Origin of the sequence: Stutzerimonas sp. R40042, assembly GCF_026642215.1 — a bacterium.
GTDB lineage: Bacteria > Pseudomonadota > Gammaproteobacteria > Pseudomonadales > Pseudomonadaceae > Stutzerimonas > Stutzerimonas frequens.
On sequence record NZ_CP113258.1, the window covers coordinates 3,136,825 to 3,159,293 of the forward strand.

Genomic DNA, 22,469 nt, shown 5'->3' on the forward strand with positions numbered 1-22,469 from the left:
GCAGCAGCCCTTCTTTCCCAACTCCTGACAACAAGCCGACGAACGATCTTTGACAACTATTCTCATTCTGATTAGCATCACCCGCATCAACGAATTACAGCGAGCAGTGTTTATGTACGTCTGTCTTTGCCAAGGCGTCACCGACGGTCAGATTCGCGATGCCATCTACGATGGCTGCTGCAGTTACCGTGAGGTCCGCGAGACCACCGGCGTGGCCACCCAATGCGGCAAATGCGCCTGCGTCGCCAAGCAGGTGGTGCGCGAAACACTCAGCGACGTACAGAATGCCCAGGCCTCCCTCGCCTTCCCTGCCAGTTTCGCCCAGGCCTGAAAAAACGGATTCCAGAAGAGCCGGGGCGAACCCGGCTTTTTTTTGCCCGCAAATCATAGGCTTGCCAAATCGACGCAGAACGCAACCATTCTCATTGGATTTTGACTTTCTGATTCAAGCACTTAGCACAGTGTTACGGTTTGACAGCTCGACCTGGCGTGCCCAGACTGCATTTATTTCCACCGGCCCAGGCAGACAACTCCATGAAAGGCGACAAGCTGGTCATTCAGCATCTCAACAAGATCCTCGGTAACGAGCTGGTAGCCATCAACCAGTACTTCCTACACGCGCGGATGTACGAGGACTGGGGCCTCGGCAAGCTCGGCAAGCACGAATACGACGAATCCATCGACGAGATGAAGCATGCCGACAAGCTGATCAAGCGCATCCTCTTCCTCGAAGGCCTGCCGAATCTGCAGGATCTCGGCAAGCTGCTGATCGGCGAGAACACCCGCGAGATGCTCGAGTGCGATCTCAAGCTGGAACAGGGCGGTGTACAGGATCTGAAGGTCGCCATCGCCTACTGCGAAAGCGTCGGCGACTACGGCAGCCGGGAGCTGCTGGAAGACATCCTCGAGTCCGAGGAAGAACATATCGACTGGCTGGAAACCCAGCTGGGCCTGATCGACAAGGTCGGCCTGGAGAACTACCTGCAGTCGCAAATGGACGACTGATCCACCAAGCACAGTCGCAAAACAAAACGCCCCGATCAGATCGGGGCGTTTTCGTTTCCAGCGATCTAGCTTACTGCTGCTCCGGGGCCTCGGCAGGCTGCTCGGCAGCCGGCTCCTCGGCCTCGTCACCTTTGATGTCCAGCAGTTCGAGATCGAACACCAGCACCGAATTGGCCGGAATCAGCGGACTCGGGCTCTGCTCGCCGTAGGCCAGCTCGCTCGGGATATAGAGCTTGAACTTCTCGCCGACGTGCATCAGCTGCAGGCCTTCGACCCAGCCAGGAATCACGCCACCAACCGGCAGGTCGATCGGACTGCCGCGCTTGATCGAGCTATCGAAAACGGTGCCATCGGTCAGGCTGCCTTCGTAGTGAACGGTCACTACGTCGTTCTCAGTCGGCTGACGCCCTTCGGCCGACTTGATGACTTCGTACTGCAGGCCGGATTCGGTGGTCTTCACACCCTCACGCTTGGCATTCTCTTCGAGAAACTTCTTGCCCGCCTCGACCGCCTTGGCGTTCATCTCGGCCATACGCTCTTCGGCGCGCGTCTGCAGGAACGTGAAGGCTTCCATCAGCTGCTCATCGGTGAGCTTCTGCTCCTTGTTGCCGATGGCGTCTTCGATACCCTGCGCTACAGCCTGGGAATCGAGATCATCCATGCCCTCCTGCGCAAGGCTCTTGCCCATGTTCAGGCCGATACCGTAGGACGCCTTCTGCGCCGGAGTGTCCAGTTTGACACTGGTCTGCGAATCGCAGCCGGCAAGTACCAGGCCGACCAGCGCAACCGCAGGTGCCAAACGTTGATGTCTCAGTCTCATGCTGTTTCCTTAAATTACGCTGGAGGCATATCGATAACGAATGGCCGAGCTTAGCAGCGCATCCAGGCACTGGCTACCGCGCCTCCCGGCAACGATCGTAAAGAGATGGCAAAGAAAGGAAGCGCGTAGCATTTTGCCGCAGGGGGGCATGAACAGGGACGGCGTGGCATCCCGGAAAAGCAGGCAAAAAAAAACGGCCTCTAAGGCCGTTTTCTTCGTTGCTTCAGGGCGTTCAGTGTTCCCGTGAAGCGAATATGGCGCAGCGGACGGGACTCGAACCCGCGACCCCCGGCGTGACAGGCCGGTATTCTAACCGACTGAACTACCGCTGCGCTAAACCTCGAGTGGTGGGTGATGACGGGATCGAACCGCCGACCCTCTGCTTGTAAGGCAGATGCTCTCCCAGCTGAGCTAATCACCCGTTTGCTCTCGAAGTGGGGCGCATTCTAGAGAGGGTTCCGCACCTTGGCAACCCCCTTTTGAAAAAAAAATTGCAGAAGTTCCAAAGACTTAGGAAACACCCTGTTTACCGTCCGTTTTTCCCCACCTGCTGCGCATTAACCGCCCGCAGGGTTGGCCTGAACTGGCCAGGCAGGAATAATGCACCCCTTTGCTTTCCGGAGATCTACCCCGCCATGTGGTTTCGCAACCTGCTCGTATACCGTCTCACCCAGGATGTCGCGCTAGATGCGGAGACGCTCGAAGCTGCACTGGCCGCCAAACCCGCCCGCCCCTGCGCCAGCCAGGAGCTAAGCACCTATGGTTTCGTCGCGCCGTTCGGCAAGGGCGAAGACGCCCCGCTGGTGCATGTCAGCCAGGGTTTCCTGCTGATCGCCACGCGCAAGGAAGAACGCATCCTGCCCGGCAGCGTGGTCAAGGACGCGGTGAAGGAGAAGGTCGACGAGATCGAAGCCGAGCAGATGCGCAAGGTCTATAAGAAGGAGCGCGACCAGATCAAGGACGAGATCATCCAGGCCTTCCTGCCACGCGCCTTCATTCGCAAGTCCGGCACCTTCGCCGCGATCGACGCCGAGCGCGGCCTGATCCTGGTCAACTCGGCCAGCCCGAAGAAGGCGGAGGACCTGCTCTCCACCCTGCGCGAAGCGATCGGCTCGCTGCCGGTGCGCCCGCTGACGGTGAAGATCGCGCCCAGCGCCACACTCACCGACTGGGTCAAGACACAGAAGGCCGCTGAGGACTTTTTCGTGCTCGACGAATGCGAACTGCGCGACACCCACGAAGATGGCGGTGTGGTGCGCTGCAAGCGCCAGGACCTGACCAGCGACGAGATCCAGCAGCATATGGAAGCTGGCAAGCAGGTCACTCAGCTGTCACTGGCCTGGCAGGACAAGCTGTCCTTCGTGCTGGACGACAAGCTGATCATCAAGCGCCTGCGCTTCGAGGAGCTGCTGCAGGACCAGGCCGAACAGGATGGTGGCGACGACGCCCTCGCCCAGCAGGACGCCAGCTTCCTGCTGATGATGATGACCTTCCGCGAATTCCTGCCGGCGCTGTTCGAAGCGTTCGGCGGCGAAGAGGTTCCGCAGGGCATCTGACCGCACGGGGCGCCGCTCGGCGCCCCCTTCCCCGCCTCAGCGCAATCCGAGCTGCACCAGCAATTTCCCTCCCAGCCGATCCCCCAGCGCCCAGAGCAGGAAGCGCTCGATGAACTCCGGGGCATCGATGAACAGCGCGCCGCAGACCAGGACGCTGAGCAGCGAGACGACCAGGAACAGCTGCGGTATCGACAGTTTCAGCACGACCAAGAGCAGGATCGCGATGCTCGCCGAGGCGACCATGAACAGCGCATTGAGAATGTTGTTCGCCGCCACCACCCGCGAGCGCTCGTGCACCACACTGCGTGACTGGATCAGGGCATACAGCGGGACGATGTAAACGCCGCCGAAGATTCCCAGCCCGAGGATGTCTGCCAGTACCCACCAGGCGGAAGGCTCACCAAGCAGGGTCAGCCAGTCCACGCTGGCCGCAGGCAACGGGTGCTCGCCAGCATGCCACCAGAGCAGCACCCCGCACAGGCTCAGGCCGGACGCCCCGAATGGCACCAGGCCGATTTCCACGTGATGCCGCGACAGCCGTTCGCAGAGCAGCGACCCCAGCGCGATGCCCACCGAGAACAGGGTGAGGATCAGCGTTACCACGCTTTCATCGCCGCCGAGATAGTCCTTGGCAAACGCCGGGATCTGCGTCAGGTAGGTTGCGCCAAGAAACCAGAACCAGGAATTGCCCAGCATCGCCCGGGACACGGCGCGCTGCTGGCCGAAGCCCAGCCGCAGGATTCGCCATGACTGGCGCAGCACGCGCCAGTCCATATGCAATGTTGGCAAGGCGGCCGTCGCAGCGGGAATCGCGAGGCTGGCCAGATACCCGATCAAGGCGATCAGCACCACGCTGAGCGCCACCCACTCCGCATAGGCGTCGCTCGCCATCAGCACACCCGCACCGATGGTGCCGCCGAGAATGGCCAGGAACGTTCCCATCTCCACCAGTGCATTACCGCCGACCAGTTCGTCCTCGGCCAGCTGTTGCGGCAGGATCGAATACTTGACCGGGCCGAACAGCGCCGATTGGGTCCCCATGCAGAACAGCACCACGAGCAGCAGCGGCAGGTTGCCCAGCAGCATGCCCAGCGCACCGGCCAGCATGATGAGGATCTCGGCGAACTTGATCCTGCGGATCAGCGCAGCCTTCTCGAAGCGCTCGCCCAGCTGTCCGCCCAGCGCGGAAAAGAGAAAGAACGGCAGGATGAACAGCAACGCGCAGAGATTGATCAGCAGACTCTTGTCGGCAGCCGTGCCGAGCTTGAACAGAATCGCCAGGATCAACGCCTGCTTGAACACGTTGTCGTTGAACGCGCCGAGCAGTTGCGTGCAGAAGAACGGCAGAAAGCGGCGCTTGCCGAGCAGACGGAACTGCGAGCGTGGCGCTTGCTCGCCCCTGGCCGATGCCGATCGCGCGGCGCGTTTGGCTGACTCGCCTCTCATATCGGCAACTGCCCGAGCGCCAAGCGCAGCACGAAGAAGCTCAGCAGACCGCCGGCGATGGTCGCCAGCAGGTTGCGGCTGAACGCGGCGATGGCGATGGCCAGCAGCCCGGCCAGCAGATATGCGTTGTCCCAGCTCAACGCCAACTGCCCGTCCGGCATCAGCATGCCGGGCACCACGATCGCGGTCAGCACCGCCACCGGCACGTAATGCAGGCCCTGCTCGATGGCGCGTGGAAAGCGCAGATTTGGCCAGGCAAAGAAGCTGTAGCGGATCACGAAGGTGATCGCCAGCATGCCGATGATCAGCAGCCAGGTACTCATAGCGCCCCCTGCGGTCGGGCCGCGGCTTCGGCCCGTCGCTCCAGCCATACACCGATGACGATTCCCGCCAGCGCGGCGGCTATCAGCCCGAGCTTGTAGGGCAGTTCCCAGGTCAGCAGCGCCACGGCGCCAGCCACCAGTGCCGAGGCCACCTGTGGGCGGGTGCGCATCATCGGCACGGCAATGCCGATGAAGGTGGCAATCATGGCGAAGTCCAGTCCCCAGCGAGCGATATCCGGCACCGCCTGACCAAAGGCGATCCCCACGAGCGTCGACAATTGCCAGTTGACGTACATGGTCAAGGCCGCCCCGAGAAAGAACCAGTGCTTGTAGGGCGATGCGTCGTCGCGCGCATAGCGGTTCTGCACCACAGCGAATGCCTCGTCCGTCAGCCAGAACGCCAACGGCGCACGCCAACGGCCAGGCAGATGGCGAACGAACGGCTGCAAGGCGGCGCTGTACAAGGCGTGGCGAAGGTTCACAACGAATGTGGTGAGCAGCACTACCGCCGCGCCGACCCCACCGGTGATCAGGGTGATCGCGATGAACTGCGCGGAGCCGGCGAATACCAGCGTGGACATCCCCATCGCCTGCCAGCCCGTCAGGCCCGCCCCCACCGCCAGCGTGCCGAAAATGACGCCGAAGGGGATCGCCCCGAGAATCAGCGGCAGGATGTCACGGCAACCGTGGGCGAACTCTTGCGAGCGGGACATAGGAACTCCTTGTAGGCCTCGCGTCGACGAACCATACGCCGCACCACCGGCTGTACGGGCATGGCACGACGAAAGGCTTCGGTCGATCGAGCGGACTGTTGCGACAAAGCACCGCACGATAACCGAACTGGCGGCAACAGGCGATCCAGAGCGGCGCCCGAGGTCAGTCGGCCGCGAGCCGCTGCCGGACCTGGCTCCATTCGCGGTCGGTAATGCTGTACAGCACCGTGTCGTCGAGCCGGCCGTCCGCCAACCGGCGATGGTTGCGCAGCAGGCCTTCGCGCTGTGCGCCGAGCTTCTCGATCGCGCGCTGGGAGCGCAGATTGCTGGCCGCAGTCTTCAACTGCAGCCGGACCAGTTGCCACTCCTCGAATGCATGGCGCAACAGCAGGAACTTGATCGAGGCGTTCAAGCCGCTGCCATGCTCCGCCTGGTCGAGCCAGGTCCAGCCCAGCTCGGCGGCCGGAAGACCGCTGACGAAGTCAGCGAAGCGCGTAGTGCCGACCAGGCGCTCGGCCATCCGAATGCTGAATACCACAGCCCTGCCGTCGCGCTGCTCGGCAACGGCCTGGCGATACCAATCCGGGCGCAGCGGGCCATTCATGTAGGCCAGCTCGGCGCGGTTTCTCTCAGCCAGGGCGACCAGCTCGGGGATATCCGCGTCCACCATCGGCTCCAGACGCAGCGCTCCGCGTTGCAGGGTTACCGGAAGTGGGCTGAACATGGCGATCTCCTGTAAAGGCTTGTGGATGGCTGGCCGTTGGCGGGCAACTCCAGCAGCGCGCGTGATGCGGTAGTTAAAGGACGGCCGGCATGCCCGTGCTAGACACATGCGACCTTGGTAGCAACACCGTACACGGGCACGCCAATGCTGCGAAACTTCACGAATTCACCATACTAATGAGTCGCCAGGACTGATTAAATTCGGCGCCCGCCACGGCACGCCGATGCCGGTCCGGCACCCCCTTGCTTCTGGAGTTTGCATGACGCTGTCAGGCGGGCTGATCGCTGCGGTCGCCCTCGTCTACATGGCCATTCTGTTTGCCATCGCTTTCTATGGCGACCGCAACAACGCCTCCCTGTCACCCCGTCTGCGGCCGTGGGTCTATAGCCTGTCGCTGGCGGTGTACTGCACCAGTTGGACATTCTTCGGTGCGGTCGGCCAATCCGCCGAGCAGCTGTGGGCGTTCCTGCCGATCTACCTCGGCCCGATCCTGTTGCTGCTGTTCGCACCCCACGTGATCCAGAAGATGATCATGATCAGCAAGCAGGAGAACATCACCTCCATCGCCGACTTCATCGCGGCACGCTACGGCAAGTCGCAGCTGCTCGCAGTGGTCGTCACGCTGATCTGCCTGGTCGGTGTGCTGCCGTATATTGCGCTGCAGCTCAAGGGCATCGTGCTCGGGGTGAACGTGCTGAGCGGCATCAACATCGAGGCTGCAGGAACCGGCACCCGCGACACCGCGCTCATCGTCTCGATCGTCCTGGCGCTGTTCACCATCCTGTTTGGCACGCGCAACCTGGATGTCACCGAGCACCATCGAGGCATGGTCCTGGCGATCGCTTTCGAATCACTGATCAAGCTGCTGGCATTCCTGGCGGTGGGCGCCTTCGTCACCTTCGGCCTGTTCGACGGCTTTGGCGATCTGTTCAATCAGGCCTATGACTCGCCGAACCTTGCCGGATTCTGGAGCGAAGGCGTCAACTGGTCAGCCATGCTGGTCCAGACCACCGTCGCGATGATGGCGATCGTCTGTCTGCCGCGACAGTTCCATGTATCGGTGGTGGAGAACATCGAGCCACGCGACTTCCGCCTCGCGCGCTGGGTATTCCCGCTCTATCTGGTGCTGGCCGCCGTGTTCGTCGTGCCGATCGCGCTTGCCGGGCAAATGCTGCTGCCGGCGGGCGTCACCCCAGACTCCTTCGTGATCAGCCTGCCGCTGGCCGAACTGCATCCGTGGCTGGCGCTGCTGGCCTTCATCGGCGGCGCTTCGGCGGCGACCGGCATGGTCATCGTCGCCAGCGTGGCGCTGTCGACCATGGTCTCCAACGACATGCTGCTGCCCTGGCTGCTACGTCGACAGGAAACGGAGCGCCCGTTCGAGGCGTTCCGCCACTGGATGCTGTCGGTACGCCGCATCAGCATCGTGGTGATTCTGCTGCTGGCCTATGTCAGCTACCGACTGCTCGGCTCAACCGCTTCGCTGGCTACCATCGGCCAGATCGCCTTCGCCGCTATCACCCAGCTGGCGCCGGCGATGGTCGGCGCACTGTACTGGAAACAGGCCAACCGCCGGGGCGTATTCGCCGGCCTGACCGCCGGTGCGGCAATCTGGTTCTATACGCTGATCCTGCCCCTGCTGGGCTGGCCGCTGGACATGTTCCCCGGGCTGAGCTGGATGTACAACGGCGGCCTGGGCTTCGGCCTCAGCGGCCTGACCCTTGGCGTGACACTGTCGCTGGTGGGCAATGCGACGCTGTTCTTCTGGGTGTCGATCCTGAGTCAGACCCATGTCGCCGAACACTGGCAGGCAAGCCGCTTCATCGGCCAGGAAATCGCCTCGCCGACTGGCGGCCGCCGCCTGCTTGCCGTACGGGTCGAAGACCTGCTGATGCTCGCCTCCCGCTTCGTCGGCGCCGAGCGGGCCGAACAGAGCTTCCATCGCTTCGCCCGCCGCCATGGCCAGGACTTCTCGCCCAAGCTGCAGGCCGACGGCCAATGGATCGCACATACCGAGCGCCTGCTGGCCGGCGTGCTCGGTGCTTCCTCCACCCGTGCAGTGGTCAAGGCCGCCCTCGAAGGCCGCGACATGCAGGTCGACGACGTGGTGCGCATCGTCGGCGAAGCCTCGGAAGTGCTGCAGTTCAACCGCGCACTGCTGCAAGGCGCGATCGAAAACATCACCCAGGGCATCAGCGTGGTCGACCAGTCGCTGCGCCTGGTGGCCTGGAACCATCGCTATCTCGAACTGTTCGAGTATCCGGACGGGCTGGTCTACATCGGCCGCCCGATCGCCGACATCATCCGCTACAACGCCGAACGCGGCCTGTGCGGTCCCGGCGATCCGGATACTCACGTTGCCAAGCGCCTGTACTGGATGCGCCAGGGCCGCGCTCACACCTCGGAGCGGCTGTTCCCTAACGGCCGCGTCGTCGAGCTGATCGGCAACCCGATGCCGGGCGGCGGCTTCGTCATGAGCTTCAGCGACATCACCGCCTACCGCGAGGCCGAACGCGCGCTGAAAGATGCCAACGAAGGCCTCGAGCAGCGCGTCAGCGAGCGCACCCAGGAGCTGTCGCAGCTCAACCAGGCGCTGATCGAAGCCAAGAGCACCGCCGAAGCCGCCAACCAGTCGAAGACCCGCTTCCTCGCTGCGGTCAGCCATGACCTGATGCAGCCACTCAATGCGGCCCGGCTGTTCTCCGCAGCGCTGTCGCACCAGCAGAGCGCATTGCCCAAGGAGGCGCAGGAGCTGATCCAGCATCTGGACAGCTCGCTGCGTTCGGCCGAGGACCTGATCACCGACCTGCTGGACATCTCACGCCTGGAAAGCGGCCGGGTCACTCCGGATCGCAATCCGTTCCCGCTGGCGACGCTGTTCGACACGCTGAGCACCGAATTCACGGCGCTCGCCCGCGAGCAAGGCATCACCCTGCGAGTGCACGGCAGCAAGCTGCGCGTGGACAGTGACATACGCCTGCTGCGACGGGTGCTGCAAAACTTCCTGACCAATGCGTTCCGCTACGCCAAGGGTCACGTGGTGCTGGGCGTACGCCGGCAGGGATCGTCGCTGCGGCTGGAAGTTTGGGACCGCGGCCCGGGCATTCCACAGGACAAGCTGAAAGTGATCTTCGAGGAGTTCAAGCGGCTGGACAGCCATCAGACGCGCGCCGAGAAGGGCCTGGGACTGGGCCTGGCAATCGCCGACGGCCTGTGTCACGTGCTCGGCCATCCGCTGGAGGTCCGTTCCTGGCCCGGCAAGGGCAGCGTGTTCAGCGTCACCGTCCCGATCGCGCGCTCGGTCAGCCAGCCCCGCCCGGCAGTCAAGCGCGGCGAGCCGCAGCTCAGCGCGCTGACCGGCACCCAGGTGCTGTGCATCGATAACGAGGACAGTATCCTGGTCGGCATGAACAGCCTGCTCACGCGCTGGGGCTGCCAGGTCTGGACCGCCCGCAACCGCGCCGACTGCGAGGCGCTGCTGGCCGAGGACATCCGTCCGCAGCTGGTGTTGGTGGACTACCACCTGGACGAAGGCCAGACCGGTACCGAACTGATGGCCTGGCTGCGCACTCGACTTGGCGAGCCGATACCTGGCGTGGTGATCAGCGCTGACGGTCGCCCGGAGCTGGTGGCGGCAATCCATGCCAGCGGCCTGGACTACCTGGCCAAGCCGGTGAAACCCGCTGCGTTGCGTGCACTGATGAGCCGCCACCTGACCCTGCGTTGAGCGCATCGGGTCCGTGGGCGCCAGACCACCTGCCGCGCCACGAGCCCTCTGCCGCACGGCCGGTTACACTGCTGGCAATCTGCTGACAGCGCCGCTAGGTGAGCGATGACAATCGAGCTATTTCTGAATCTCGCCATGGCCCTGGCCGTCGGCTTGCTGATCGGTACCGAACGCAGCTGGAGTGGCCGGGAGAGTCCCGGCCAGGAGCTGGTCGCCGGCATCCGCACCTTTGGCCTGGCCGGTCTGTTCGGCGGGCTCGCCGCAATCAGCACCAGCCATTTAGGCGCAATCGCCTGGGTCGCCATGTTCAGCATGCTGGCGCTGCTGGTGATCGCCGGCTACGTGATCGATGCCCGGCGCAGCGGCGATCACGGCATGACTACCGAGGTCGCCCTGTTGCTGACTTTCGTCCTCGGCAGTCTGGCCGTGGCGGAAAGCCGGCAGCTGGCAGCGGCCTGTGCGATCGTCGTGGCCCTGCTGCTCAGCCTCAAAGCGCGCCTGCACCAAGCACTCAAGCGGCTCAGCGAGGCCGAGCTGGGCGGCGCATTGAAGATGCTGTTCATCTCCGTCGTCCTGTTGCCGACGCTGCCCAATCAAGGTTACGGCCCCTGGCAAGCGCTCAATCCCTACACGACCTGGATGATGGTCGTGCTGATCGCCGGTATTGGCTTCGCCGCGTACGTCGCGATCCGGGTCCTCGGGACTCGTCATGGCCTGCTGGTGACCGCCCTGCTTGGCGGTATCGTCTCCTCCACGGCCATGACCATCACGCTGGCCCGGCTTGACGCACCGAAGCTGCGCGCCGCTCTGGCGGCCGGCCTGCTGGCGACCTCAGCGCTGATGTTTCCGCGCGTGCTGCTGGAGGTGGGGCTGGTCAATCCGCTGCTGCTGTCCGGCCTGACGCTGCCGCTGGCGTGTGCTGGTGCCATCTACGCCGTCGGCGCGCTCTTCTACTATCTGCGCGCCGCGCGAACAGCCGATGACAATCCCGAACCGCTGCTCAGAAACCCGTTCGAGCCGGGCCCGGCCCTGCGCTTTGCCGCCCTGCTCGTGCTGATTCTTCTGTTGGTCGAAGGCGCACGGCGCTGGCTGGGCGACGCCGGCATCTACCTGGTTTCGCTGCTGGCGGGCCTGACCGATGTCGATGCGATTACCCTGTCGCTGGCCAGCAAGGCGCGCGACGGACTGAGCCACGAGGTAGCGGCGCGTGGCATCGTGTTTGCGGCGCTGAGCAATAGCCTGGTCAAGGCCATGCTGATCGCGGTGATAGGCGGCCGCGAGCTGGCCGTGCGCACGCTGCCGATCATGTTCGCTGGCCTGCTGACAGCGCTTGCGATGTTGCTGCTGGCCTGAGCCAACCGACGCTCAGTCGCCCGCCTCGCCAACCGCTTCGGCGCCGGCCCGCTCCAGCCAGTCGCCCGGCAGGCGCTTGCTGGCCCGAGCGCCAAGCGCCTTGAGTTGCTCGGCGCGCCCTACCAGATTGCCGCGCCCATCACTGAGCTTGGTGCGCGCTGCCAGGTAGGCGCGATCGAGCTGCTGCAACCGGCTGCCGATTTCGTCGAGGTCCTGAATGAAGGCGACGAACTTGTCGTACAGCGCCCCGGCCTTCTCGGCGATCTCACGCGCGTTCTGGCTCTGCCGCTCCTGCCGCCAGAGGCTGTCGATGACCCGCAGGGTGGCCAGCAGCGTAGTCGGGCTGACGATTACCACATGGCGACCATAGGCCTCCTGAAACAGCGCCGGGTCGGCCTGCAAGGCCGCCGCGAACGCAGCTTCGATCGGAACGAACAGCAAGACGAAATCCAGGCTGTGCAGCCCATCCAGACGCTGGTAATCCTTCACCGACAGCCCTTTCAAATGGCTGCGCAGAGATTGCACATGCTGCTTCAGCGCCAAGGCACGACTGTTATCGTCTTCGGCACAGGTCAGCGCCTGATAGGCGGTCAGGCTGACCTTCGCATCCACCACCACCTGCTTGTCACCGGGCAAGCGAATCAGCACGTCCGGCTGAAAGCGCTCGCCATCGGGACTCTTCAGACTGACCTGCGTCTGGTACTCGCGGCCCTTCTCCAGCCCTGCATGTTCCAGCACTCGCTCCAGCACCAGTTCACCCCAGTTGCCTTGGGTTTTCTGGCCCTGCAGCGCGCGCGTCAGGTTGGTCGCTTCATCGCCCAGCCGCTGGTTCAGCTGCTGCAAACGTTCCAGCTCGCGGGCCAGGGAAAAGCGCTCGCGCGCCTCGTTCTGATAGCTTTCCTCGACGCGTTTCTCGAACGTCTGGATGCGCTCTTTCAATGGCTCCAGCAGCTGCCCCAGCCTCTCGTGACTGGACTCGCTGAAGCGCTGTTCGCGCTCGTCGAAGATTTTGCCGGCAAGCTCGGCGAACTGTGCGCGCAGCTCGTCACGGGCAGCCTGAAGATCAGCGAGACGCTGCTGATGCGAGTTCTGCTGTTCGCGCAGTTCGGCATCCAGGGCGGCATGGGCCGCGCTCAGGCGTCGCAGCTCGCCCTGCTGCGCGTCACGTTCGGCCTGCAGGTCGGCGATACTTTCAAGATCCTCGTCACGCTGGGCCCGCAGCAACTCGATCTCACGACGCAACGCCGCCAGCTCGGCGTGCTGTGCTGATCGAATGCTGTTCAACTCGGCAAGCTCGCCCCTGCAGCCGTCGAGCTGAGCCGCCAGACCTTGCTCGGCGAGCACCGCCTGACGGAGGCGCTCATCGAGGGCTGCCTGCTCGGTGCGGCCAGCAGCCAGGTGCCGCTGGAGGGACAGACAGAGCCCGGCCAGGGCGATCAGGCCGAGCGCCAGGCCAACCAATAGATGAAGGGGATCGAACGACATGAGAGGCTCCGGCGAAATGCCGGGCAGTATAACCAGCCGCAGGAGGCCGGTCAGGCGAGCCGGTCAGCCCTTGACGCGCTGAAGGAAGCGCAGGGCTTCCTGGGACCCCTGAGCCGCAGCCTGTTCGAGCCACTGGCGTGCTTTGGCGGGCTCAGCGTGCTCGGCCTGACTGTACAACCGGCCAAGCTCCAGCTGCGCCTGGCAGTCTCCGGCGCGAGCCGCCTGACGCAGCAGCTCCAGGCCGATCCGGCGGTCACGCTGGCCATCGCACTCGCAACACAGCAAGCGGCCAAGGCGACTCTGCGCTTCGACCACACCCTCGCGCGCCGGCTGTTTGAGCAGCCGGCCGGCAATCCGCTTGACCCCTTGCTTGCTGCCCAGCCGCTGGCTGTCGAGCAGCCAGAGCGCCATACGCAGCGGCAGACGCGACGGGGAAGCGGAAGGGATCTGACTAGCGGAAACAGAAGTACGCGGTCTCATGCACATCAAGGGCTGGATGGATAAGGCCGCGCACTCTACTCCTTTTTCGACAGAGTTAAAGTCTTGTCAAAAGCGAAAAAATTAGATCCATATCACACACCTTAGTAATCCACAGAAGCTGTGGATAACTCGGTGGACAAACAGCAGACAAATCTCTCGATCCCGCGTCTCATGGGGGCTGCGGTTAAACTGACGCTTTTTTCACCAATGAAAAAATTGCTTATTTTTCAATTGGTTATTAACGATCTATGGATTCCAGGCGTTTGCGACAGTTTGTCATAAGCGCTTGACAGACGGCTTTCCCAAATGTGCACAAGTTCAGCGCACCGGACGCAAAGCGGCTTGCCACAAGGGTTGCAGCGCTACAGGAACGAACTTTTTCGTAATCTTGGTGTCCTGCGGTGCACCTCGCCGGCGCACGGTCGCCACGGCCGTTCTACGGCTATGCTGTAGCCCTCGCTTTATGGATGCAGCCATGACCAAACCGTGGAGAACCGTTTTACTACTGTGCGTCGGGCTGCTCGCCTTGCTCCTGGTGCTCGCCGCGTTCGCCTGGCATCAGTGGCAGGGGTTCAAACACGAACAGGGCATCGAGCAGCTGGACTGGCAAGGGCTGCGGCTCTCATCCAGCGGTATCTCGGCAAAACGCGTGCGCTACATCCAAGCGCCGGAAAACGGCCCCAGCCTGGCTACCGAGGCCACCAACATCACACTGGATTTAGCCAGCTTTTTTCACCCATTACCGCCTCGTTCGCTGCATATCGAACAGCTTGAGCTGGACATCCGCTCATCTACCTCCGCCGGCGATAGCGAGCCGCCAGCAACGAATCTCGAGCAGTACGAACGATGGGCCGCCTGGCTCCCGCAGCGATTAACCATAGCGGATCTGCGGGTCAGCCTACCCTGCGCCAAGGGGCGCTGCGATGAACGGGGGGCACTGCGGTTCGAGCGGAAGGGCGAATCGTTGCTGCCGCTGGACGGCCGCCTAGACCTGCGACGCAACGAGCACAGGCTGTCGCTGACCATCGACGCGCAGGGTTCCGCGCTCGGCGAAAGCCTCGTACAGGCCACGCTGGCTATCGACGAACAACCACGACTGGAAACCCGCCACCAGCTGGATCATTCCGACAGGACGCTGCGCTGGAATGGCACGCTTTCCATGGGCAGCCTACCGGAGGCATCCTGGCTCCTGGACTGGCTCGGCGAGTGGACGGCCACGCCAACCGCTGTCCTCCCCGACATGCCTACTGACATGCGCATCGGCGCAGGCTGGGCACTGACCCTGATGCAGAACGATGACGGCGTTTATGCCTGGCGCAACGCTGCGGGCGAACTGCGCCTCTCCACCCACATTCCTGCCGCCTGGCCGGTCATAGGTCTCGGGGAGCTGCAGGGCGACCTCGACCTGGCCGCTCGAGGGCAGGATGGACTGTGGTTGCCCACCGAACTGAAAGCCAACCTACAACTGCGTCCAGCGTCCACCCTGCTGACGGACGTGCCGGCCGCGCTACGCCCAAGCCAGCTGAATATCAGCGTCGAGCCAATTGCCACTCAGGTGACGCGAGGGCAGCTACCCGTGCAACTTCGACTGGACGCCCAGGGCGGCGCACCGTCCAGCCTGCAGGCGCGCATGCGACTGGCGACCTCCCCCCCGTATTCGCTGGACATCGAGCAGGCCCGCCTACAGACACGCAGTACGCGGCTGCAGCTGGACGCCCTGACGCTGCAGAACCTCGACGCCACTCTGGATTTCTCTGGTCGTGCCGACCTCCAGAAGGTCGAGCTGCAGCTGCAGAAATCATCCCAAGCCAAGCTGGCCCGCCTCGCCACGGGCGAGGTCGTCGCCAGTCAGTTGAGCGCGACGCTGCCACGCACACTGGCTCTGAAGATCGAGCGCAACCTTGAGCAACCAACCGCCTGGCGTGCCGAAGGGCCGCTGGAGCTGCGCCTGAGTCGTCTCGAACACCCGCTGCTGCTCGCCCAGGGCTGGCGCTGGAGCGGCCAGCTGAAAGCCGACAGTACAGCGCTGAACGCCAATGGCTCCGTGAGCAACGATGCCGGACTGACAATGGCGCTTAACCTCGAGCAGCGCTGGAACGGACCCTTGCAGGTCGGCGGCAAGCTGCAGGAAATTTTCCTGCGCGCCGGCAACCCGATCGCCGGCAGCCTGGCCGCATGGCCGGCGTCGCTTGAGCTCAGCAGTGGTCGCCTGTCGGGCGAAGGCAAGCTGACGCTGCCCGCTGGCAATGGCAAACCAACTGCAAACCTGACGTTCGAAGCGCGAGGCCTGGCCGGCATCTTCGACCGCAGCGAGATTTCCGGACTCGATGCACGCCTGACCGCCCGCCTGCAGCGCGACCGCCTCCGACTGGACATCAGCGAACTACGGCTGGCCGAGCTCAACCCCGGCTTCACCTTCGGCCCGTTGCTGTTGCGCGGGCATTACGAGGCCGCGATCGACCAGCCGGCAAAGGGACGCCTGACCTGGCAGATCGCAGAAACCCGGATTCTTGGTGGACGCTTCTGGTTGCCGGCCGGCGCCCTTGACCTCGCGGCACCACAGCAACGGCTCAGCGCACGGCTCGAGGGCGTACAACTAGGCGACGTGCTCGCCGCCTATCCGACCGAAGGCCTCAGCGGCAGCGGTGTGATCGACGGCAGCTTCGACGTGCAGCGCAGCGCAGAAGGGCTGAGCGTGCGGGATGGCAAGCTCGCCGCGCGTGCGCCTGGCGGCGTGTTGCGCTTTCGCTCGCCGAAGATCGAAGCCCTCGGCCAGGCGAACCCGGCCATGAAGATCGTCACCGAAGCCCTGCACGATTTTCACTATGATCTGCTCACCAGCGACGTTCGCTATGATGAGAACGGCAAGCTGAACCTCGGGCTGCGCCTGAACGGCCACAACCCGGCCCTGGAAGGCGGTCGGCCGATCAACTTCTCGATCAATCTGGAAGAGGACATTCCGGCGCTGTTAACCAGCTTGCAGCTAAGCGACCGGGTAAGCGAGACCATTCAACGACGGGTGCAGGAACGCCTCAGGCAAGGCAATGCAGACCCGCGATAGACACAGGAGAAACCGCCATGCGGTTGCGCCATACGCTGACCATCGTGCTGCTGGGTCTCTTCGCCAGCGCCTGTACACCGCGGGTGGAACTGGCCGTGCCGAACGAGCCAATCAATATCAACCTGAACGTGAAGATCGAGCACGAGATTTATATCCGCGTGGACAAGCAGCTCGACTCGATCATCAACCAAGACAGCGGACTGTTCTGAGGACGACCATGAAAGCCTATCTGAAACTGACCAGCCTGCTCCTGGCGCTCCTGCTGGCCCTGCCCGCCGCGGCCATGACCCTCAACGAAGCCATGTCCGCCCTGGGCGAGGCCAAGGCCAGTGGCGTGCTCGGTGAGAAGCCCGACGGCTACCTGGGCGTGGTGCGCTCCAGCCAGAACGCCGAGGACATCGCCAGCCAGATCAACCAGGCGCGCCGAGCCGAGTATCACCGCGTCGCCAAGCAGAACGGCATCAGCGTCAGCGACGTCGAAGCCATCGCTGGCAAGAAGGCCATCGAGAAGACGCCGCCCGGCCAGATCATCCAGCTCAACGGCAACTGGGTCCGCAAGTGACCTCAGACGATGGCCGGGCCTGCCTGGCCATCGCTCCCACCACCCATCGACACCTACAGCAGCGTCAGGCCGTGCGCCCTGACCACCAGCGACTTCTGCCGAAACCTGCGCTCCAGATCGGCTCGGTACTGCGCCCACCAGCCCCGGTCCAACTCATCGACCATCACTTCGTAGACCACCGTCTCGTCCCGCACCGCGTTCTCGCCGTCCTCCAGCCAGTAGCCATTGGCCGGCGCACGGCTGTAGGTGGTCAAACCGCCGAAGCGCTCGATCAGCTCCTCGCTCACGGTGCGAAAGAGCGACCTCGGCAACGCCTGCTGATCGTTGTCATAAAGCGGCAACAGCAACTGGACAAGGAACATACCCGGGCCTCGGCAAGGAAAGAGACAACCCTTCGACCCCTCTCCGCCGGAGATGACGCCTGGCCAGCAGTCAGAACAACCCCAGCTGCCCGTCAATCAGCGAGGCGAAGTCGTCGCCGACGAAGGGCAGGATCGCGTCCGCCACTGGCTGCAGCTGGCGCGTCACGTAGTGGTCGTAATCGACGGCGGAGGCGCGCGCCTCCAGTGGCTCAGGCCCGCCAACGGTGATCAGGTAGCTGATCCAGCCGCCATTCTGGTACTGCCGCGGCCGACCAAGACGATCATTGCACTCGTCGGCCAGGCGCGCCGCCCGCACATGCGGCGGCACGTTGCGCTGGTAGTCGTCCAGCCGGCGGCGCAGGCGCTTGCGGTAGACCAGCAGCTCGTCGAACTCGCCAGCCAGGGTTCGGCGCACATACTCGCGCACGTAATCCTGGTGCGGCTGGCGATGGAAGATGCGCTGATACAGCTCCTGCTGGAAGCGCTGCGCCAGCGGCGACCAGTCCGTGCGCACCGTCTCCAGCCCCTTGAACACCATGCCATCGCTCCCATCGGCACGCGTGACCAGGCCGGCATAGCGCTTCTTGCTGCCCTCCTCGGCGCCGCGGATCGTCGGCATCAGGAAGCGCCGGAAGTGCGTTTCGTACTGCAGCTCCAAGGCACTACTCAGGCCATACTCGTCACGCAGATGCCCACGCCACCAGTCGTTGATCCGCTGTACCAGGTCGCGACCGATGCGTTCGGCCGCCTCGTCCGAGTGCGCCCGCCCTAGCCAGACGAACGTCGAGTCGGTGTCGCCATAGATCACCACATGACCCTCGGCCTCGATCAGTTCCCGCGTGCGGCGCATGATCTCGTGACCACGCAGAGTGATCGAAGATGCCAGCCGCGAGTCGAAGAAGCGACAACCACTGGAGCCGAGCACCCCGTAGAAGGCATTCATGATGATCTTCAGCGCCTGCGACAACGGCTTGTTGTGCTCGCGCTTCGCCGCCTCGCGCCCTTCCCAGACGCGCTCGACGATGGCCGGCAGGCAATGCCGGGTGCGCGAGAAGCGCGCCCCGCGAAAGCCTGCGACCGATGCCTCGTCGGTCGGCTGGCGCAGCCCCTCGATCAGCCCCACGGGGTCGATGAGGAAGCTGCGGATGATCGACGGGTACAGGCTCTTGTAGTCCAGCACCAGCACCGATTCGTACAACCCCGGCTGCGAGTCCATCACAAAGCCGCCCGGGCTCGCCTCGGCCTGGCGCTCGCCCAGGTTAGGCGCAACGAAGCCCTGCCGGTGCATCAACGGCAGATATAGATGCTCGAACGCTGCCACCGAACCGCCGCTGCGGTCCGCCGCAAGGCCGGTGACAGTGGCTCGCTCGAGGAGAAAGGTCAGCAGCTCGGTATGGGCGAAGATGCGCGTCACCAGCTCGCAATCCTTGAGGTTGTAGCGGGCCAGCGCCGGCTTGTCCTCGGCGAACATACGGTCGATCTCCGCCATGCGCTGGTAGGGGTTGTCGATCGCCTTGCCCTCCCCCAGCAAGGTCTGAGCGACATTCTCCAGACTGAACGAGGAAAAGCTCCAGGTCGCCGAGCGCAGCGCCTCGATACCGTCGATGATCAGCCGGCCCTCGGCCGCGGCAAAAAAGTGATTGCTACGTGCGCCATGCTCGCGCCATTCCATCGTCGCCCCGGCGCGCCCCAGGCGTAGCGGCACCTGCAAGCGCTGCGCATGTTCATGCAGTACCCGCAGGTCGAACTGCACCAGATTCCAGCCGATGATCGCGTCCGGGTCGTGCTCGGCGAACCAGGCGTTCAGCCGTTCCAGCAGTTGCCCTCGGCTTTCGCAGTACTCCAGGGAAAAATCGACGGCCGAGGCATCGCCGTTTTCCGGGCCGAGCATATAGACCTGACGCTGGCCGCAGCCCTCCAGGGCAATGGAATACAGATCGCCACGGGCCGTGGTCTCGATGTCCAGCGAGACCAGCCTGAGCCTCGGACGATAGTCCGCCGCGGGTTTGAGCTGCACGGGTGAGGCGTCATCGCGACCGGCGCCATCTTCGAAACACACCGGTGCGGTGATGAAGCGCTCCATGAGGTAACGCTCGGGCGGCCTGATATCCGCCTCGTAGACATCCACACCGACATCGCGCAGCCGCCGCGCGCAGTCCATCAGTCGGCGATGCGACCGGCAGTACAGCCCCATGACCGGGCGATGATGGAAGTCGTGCAGGTCGAGCGGCCGCAGCTCGGCGTCAGGCTCCTGTCGCAGCACGGACTCGACAAAAGCGCGCCGCTCCTGCGCAAAGAAGGCGACCGAATGCCGGTACGGCACGCACACCCGCCGCGCCCCGCTGTCGGTGGCGAGCCAGAAACTCACCTCGGTACCCGCAGGCGCCTCTCGCCAGTGGCGGGTCAGGATAAAACCCTGCTGCAACTGCGGCATCAGCCTCCCCGGCATCTGAATGAACGGCAAGCCTACCCTCATCCGGGCAGGTCGTACCGCATACCGATGCACCGTATGGCGAACGCCAGCCCAAAAAGCAAAAACCCCCGCACTCTCGCGAGTACAGGGGTTCAGGCTATATGTAATGGCGGAGAGATAGGGATTTGAACCCTAGGTACCCGCGAAGGTACAACGGATTTCGAATCCGTCCCGTTCGGCCACTCCGGCATCTCTCCAGCGGCGCGCATCATAGCAGCTGGATCGGCTTTGTCGAACCCCAACTGCACAGATTTTTACCGTTTTTCAGCCGCTTGCACGGTCGGGCAGTCGATTCCGATCGCCCTGCACCCTTCAGGCGGTCAGCCGCGTCAGTGCTTCGCGATACTTGTCGGCGGTTTTCTGCGCGATCTCTGCGGGCACGGCAGGCGCCGGTGGCTGCTTGTTCCAGCCGGTGGACTCCAGCCAGTCGCGGACGAACTGCTTGTCGAAGCTCGGCGGGTTCTTGCCCTCTTCATAGCTGTCGGCAGGCCAGAAACGGCTGGAGTCGGGTGTCAGTACCTCGTCCATCAGGGTCAGCGTGCCGTCTTCATCCAGGCCGAACTCGAACTTGGTATCAGCAATGATGATTCCGCGGGTGGCCGCGTATTCGACGGCTGCGCTGTAGAGCGCGATAGACACGTCACGCACCTGCGCAGCCAGCTCCTTGCCGATGATCGCCTCGCATTGCTCGAAGGAGATGTTCTCGTCGTGGTCGCCTACCGCGGCCTTGGTCGAGGGGGTGAAGATCGGCTGCGGCAGCTTGGCAGCTTCCTTCAGGCCGGCGGGCAGCTGGATGCCACAGACGGTGCCGCTCTTCTGGTATTCCTTCCACCCGGAGCCGACGATATAGCCGCGCACGATGGCCTCTACCGCAACCGGCTTGAGGCGCTTGGCGACGACCGCGCGCCCCTCCACCAGCGGCAATTCGTCAGCCGGCACCACGTCCTCGACCTCGTCGCCGGTGAAGTGATTGGGAATCAGGCCCTTGAGCTTGTCGAACCAGAAGTTGGAGATGGCGGTAAGGATCTTGCCCTTCTCCGGAATCGGCTCGGCAAGGATCACGTCGAAGGCCGACAGGCGGTCGGTGGCGACCATGAGCATGCGCTTTTCGTCGATCTCGTAAAGGTCGCGAACCTTGCCCGAGTAGATCTTCTTCAGGCTGAGGGCGGTGGGAGTGGTCATACGCAAATTTCCGCAGTTGGCAGGTCAGCAGAAACGAAACAGGCGAAACCATGGGTTTCGCCTATCCGTGTTCGTGTAACGGGGCAGCTCGCAGTCAGCCCAGGTTGTCCTTGATCAGACTGAGCACCCGACGGGCGACGTCCGCTGGCGCAACGGTATCGATGCTCTTGTCCAGCGTCACCTGCACTCCGTTGCCAGCACGGGTCAGCCGCACCTGATAGCGCTCGGCACGTGCCTCGATCTCGTCCTTGTCCGGAGCACCACCGAACAGCCGGCTGAAGAAACCAGGCTTGTCATCCGGATCGTTGGCACCCTCACTGAGGTTCACGTAATACACGCCCAGGCTACGATCTAGGTCCTCGACACGCACATCGGCGGCCTGCAAGGCACGACCAATGCTGGACCAGGCCCGGTCGAAATCGCTGTCCAGCTGCAGGGTCGGATTGCCGCTTCCATCCTCGGTCAGATTGACACGGCTAGGCGCATCGAAGTCGCGCTCGGCCAGCAGTGAAACGGAGCCGCCCTGCTGCGAACTGCGATCCAGACTGGCCTGCAGTTCGTCAAGCAGTACCCGATCGAGTTCCTTGTTGCTGGAGGTTTCCGGCCAGGCGACATCGGTGCTGCTGCCAGCCGGACGCTTTACGCTAACCACGAAGATCTCACTGGTGTTGCGCTGCACGCCGGGCTCAACCCGGACACGCACGCGGGTTTCGCCTTCCTGGATACCCAGATCGCGAACCAGCTCATCGTTCAAGTCGGCGGCGGTCTGCCAGGCGGTGACGAACTCGCCAGTCTGACGCCGCTCTTCAGCGATGCTGAAGCCGTTGTCGGTGAAGAACTGCCGGGCTGCGACCCAAACCTGCGACGGCGCATATTGCGCCACGAGCCAGCGCGTTTCGCCAGCGGACTGCACGCTGAAATCGCTGGTATCAGCGGCAACGGCCAGACGCTGGGGGCGCGGGACTTCATATTTGCCTGTCGCGCTGGTATCGGCGACTTGCTGTGGGATTGGCAACAGCGGATCGAGCGGCCGGGTCTCCCCTTCGACAGGGACCTGCATCGGCGCTGTCTGACGTGCCGACAGATAGTCGCTGCCACGGTCACGGAAATATCCTTCGTCGCCCCATAGCCAACCGCAGCCGCTGGTGGTGGAAATGATCAGGGCAAGGGTCGAGAGTCCGGCCAGTCGCTTCATGC

At 63.6% G+C, this 22,469-nt stretch carries 19 protein-coding genes and 3 tRNA genes; 8 read left to right on the top strand and 14 right to left on the bottom strand.

Annotated elements, in window-relative coordinates; translation table 11 throughout:
- Positions 1 to 112: 112 nt before the first annotated feature.
- The gene (locus tag OUY36_RS14780; protein ID WP_063539993.1) at positions 113 to 331 is read left to right on the top strand and encodes a bacterioferritin-associated ferredoxin; all 219 of its coding nucleotides are present in this window, start codon (positions 113 to 115) and stop codon (positions 329 to 331) included.
- Between the two features lie 203 nt (positions 332 to 534).
- A complete protein-coding gene (bfr, locus tag OUY36_RS14785) occupies positions 535 to 1,005 on the top strand; it encodes a bacterioferritin (protein ID WP_011913876.1) in 471 nt (156 codons plus the stop codon).
- 70 nt (positions 1,006 to 1,075) lie between these two features.
- Here bfr and OUY36_RS14790 read toward each other — a convergent pair whose 3' ends face one another.
- The 3 genes from OUY36_RS14790 to OUY36_RS14800 all read right to left on the bottom strand — a co-directional run bounded on the left by OUY36_RS14790 (position 1,076) and on the right by OUY36_RS14800 (position 2,246).
- Positions 1,076 to 1,825: an FKBP-type peptidyl-prolyl cis-trans isomerase gene (locus tag OUY36_RS14790; RefSeq protein WP_156243637.1), complete on the bottom strand. Its 750-nt coding sequence runs from the start codon at positions 1,823 to 1,825 to the stop codon at positions 1,076 to 1,078.
- Between the two features lie 255 nt (positions 1,826 to 2,080).
- Positions 2,081 to 2,157 (bottom strand) — tRNA-Asp (locus OUY36_RS14795).
- Between the two features lie 13 nt (positions 2,158 to 2,170).
- Positions 2,171 to 2,246, bottom strand: a tRNA-Val gene (locus tag OUY36_RS14800).
- A 214-nt stretch (positions 2,247 to 2,460) separates the two neighbouring features.
- Here OUY36_RS14800 and rdgC point away from each other — a divergent pair.
- A complete protein-coding gene (gene rdgC / locus OUY36_RS14805; protein WP_102840075.1) occupies positions 2,461 to 3,381 on the top strand; it encodes a recombination-associated protein RdgC in 921 nt (306 codons plus the stop codon).
- 36 nt (positions 3,382 to 3,417) lie between these two features.
- Here rdgC and OUY36_RS14810 read toward each other — a convergent pair whose 3' ends face one another.
- From OUY36_RS14810 to OUY36_RS14825, 4 genes are all read right to left on the bottom strand, one after another.
- The gene (locus OUY36_RS14810) at positions 3,418 to 4,827 is read right to left on the bottom strand and encodes an MFS transporter (RefSeq protein ID WP_156243635.1); all 1,410 of its coding nucleotides are present in this window, start codon (positions 4,825 to 4,827) and stop codon (positions 3,418 to 3,420) included.
- Positions 4,824 to 5,150: an AzlD domain-containing protein gene (locus OUY36_RS14815; RefSeq protein ID WP_156243634.1), complete on the bottom strand. Its 327-nt coding sequence runs from the start codon at positions 5,148 to 5,150 to the stop codon at positions 4,824 to 4,826. Before OUY36_RS14815 ends, OUY36_RS14810 begins: the two co-directional genes overlap by 4 nt.
- On the bottom strand, positions 5,147 to 5,863 hold the full coding sequence (locus OUY36_RS14820; protein ID WP_156243632.1) for an AzlC family ABC transporter permease: 717 nt from the start codon (positions 5,861 to 5,863) through the stop codon (positions 5,147 to 5,149). The genes OUY36_RS14815 and OUY36_RS14820 overlap by 4 nt, the downstream gene beginning before the upstream one ends.
- Positions 5,864 to 6,026: 163 nt before the next feature.
- A complete protein-coding gene (locus OUY36_RS14825; RefSeq protein ID WP_063539999.1) occupies positions 6,027 to 6,587 on the bottom strand; it encodes a GNAT family N-acetyltransferase in 561 nt (186 codons plus the stop codon).
- Positions 6,588 to 6,846: 259 nt separating this feature from the next.
- Here OUY36_RS14825 and OUY36_RS14830 point away from each other — a divergent pair, with 259 nt between their 5' ends.
- On the top strand, positions 6,847 to 10,314 hold the full coding sequence (locus OUY36_RS14830; protein WP_156243630.1) for a hybrid sensor histidine kinase/response regulator: 3,468 nt from the start codon (positions 6,847 to 6,849) through the stop codon (positions 10,312 to 10,314).
- A 105-nt stretch (positions 10,315 to 10,419) separates the two neighbouring features.
- Positions 10,420 to 11,667, top strand: a complete 1,248-nt coding sequence (locus tag OUY36_RS14835; protein ID WP_267934868.1) for an MgtC/SapB family protein — start codon at positions 10,420 to 10,422, stop codon at positions 11,665 to 11,667.
- A gap of 12 nt (positions 11,668 to 11,679) precedes the next feature.
- On the opposite strand, the gene rmuC is transcribed toward OUY36_RS14835, so the two are convergent.
- Together rmuC and OUY36_RS14845 are read right to left on the bottom strand one after the other, a co-directional pair.
- Complete coding sequence (gene rmuC / locus OUY36_RS14840; protein WP_267934869.1) at positions 11,680 to 13,152, bottom strand: DNA recombination protein RmuC; 1,473 nt, start codon at positions 13,150 to 13,152, stop codon at positions 11,680 to 11,682.
- Positions 13,153 to 13,215: 63 nt separating this feature from the next.
- Positions 13,216 to 13,563: a tetratricopeptide repeat protein gene (locus OUY36_RS14845; RefSeq protein WP_063540003.1), complete on the bottom strand. Its 348-nt coding sequence runs from the start codon at positions 13,561 to 13,563 to the stop codon at positions 13,216 to 13,218.
- Between the two features lie 544 nt (positions 13,564 to 14,107).
- Here OUY36_RS14845 and OUY36_RS14850 point away from each other — a divergent pair.
- Genes OUY36_RS14850 through OUY36_RS14860 form a run of 3 tightly spaced genes read left to right on the top strand, consistent with a single transcriptional unit; the run spans position 14,108 to position 17,255 of the window.
- Positions 14,108 to 16,693, top strand: coding sequence for a YdbH domain-containing protein (locus tag OUY36_RS14850; protein WP_267934870.1), 2,586 nt, complete (start codon positions 14,108 to 14,110; stop codon positions 16,691 to 16,693).
- A gap of 17 nt (positions 16,694 to 16,710) precedes the next feature.
- A complete protein-coding gene (locus tag OUY36_RS14855; RefSeq protein WP_013983382.1) occupies positions 16,711 to 16,902 on the top strand; it encodes a YnbE family lipoprotein in 192 nt (63 codons plus the stop codon).
- Positions 16,903 to 16,910: 8 nt separating this feature from the next.
- Positions 16,911 to 17,255 carry a YdbL family protein gene (locus OUY36_RS14860; protein ID WP_063540005.1) on the top strand — a complete coding sequence of 115 codons (345 nt, stop codon included), beginning with the start codon at positions 16,911 to 16,913 and terminating at the stop codon, positions 17,253 to 17,255.
- 53 nt (positions 17,256 to 17,308) lie between these two features.
- Here the strand turns inward: OUY36_RS14860 and OUY36_RS14865 are convergent, their stop codons facing one another.
- The 5 genes from OUY36_RS14865 to bamC all read right to left on the bottom strand — a co-directional run bounded on the left by OUY36_RS14865 (position 17,309) and on the right by bamC (position 22,467).
- Positions 17,309 to 17,617 (bottom strand): hypothetical protein, encoded by a 309-nt coding sequence (locus tag OUY36_RS14865; protein WP_156243623.1) that lies wholly within the window; start codon positions 17,615 to 17,617, stop codon positions 17,309 to 17,311.
- 70 nt (positions 17,618 to 17,687) lie between these two features.
- On the bottom strand, positions 17,688 to 20,051 hold the full coding sequence (locus OUY36_RS14870) for a DNA polymerase II (RefSeq protein WP_156244068.1): 2,364 nt from the start codon (positions 20,049 to 20,051) through the stop codon (positions 17,688 to 17,690).
- Between the two features lie 146 nt (positions 20,052 to 20,197).
- Positions 20,198 to 20,287: transfer RNA gene (locus OUY36_RS14875), tRNA-Ser, on the bottom strand.
- 115 nt (positions 20,288 to 20,402) lie between these two features.
- Positions 20,403 to 21,272 carry a phosphoribosylaminoimidazolesuccinocarboxamide synthase gene (locus OUY36_RS14880; RefSeq protein ID WP_267934871.1) on the bottom strand — a complete coding sequence of 290 codons (870 nt, stop codon included), beginning with the start codon at positions 21,270 to 21,272 and terminating at the stop codon, positions 20,403 to 20,405.
- A 94-nt stretch (positions 21,273 to 21,366) separates the two neighbouring features.
- Positions 21,367 to 22,467, bottom strand: coding sequence for an outer membrane protein assembly factor BamC (bamC, locus tag OUY36_RS14885; protein ID WP_125868027.1), 1,101 nt, complete (start codon positions 22,465 to 22,467; stop codon positions 21,367 to 21,369).
- Positions 22,468 to 22,469: the final 2 nt, after the last annotated feature.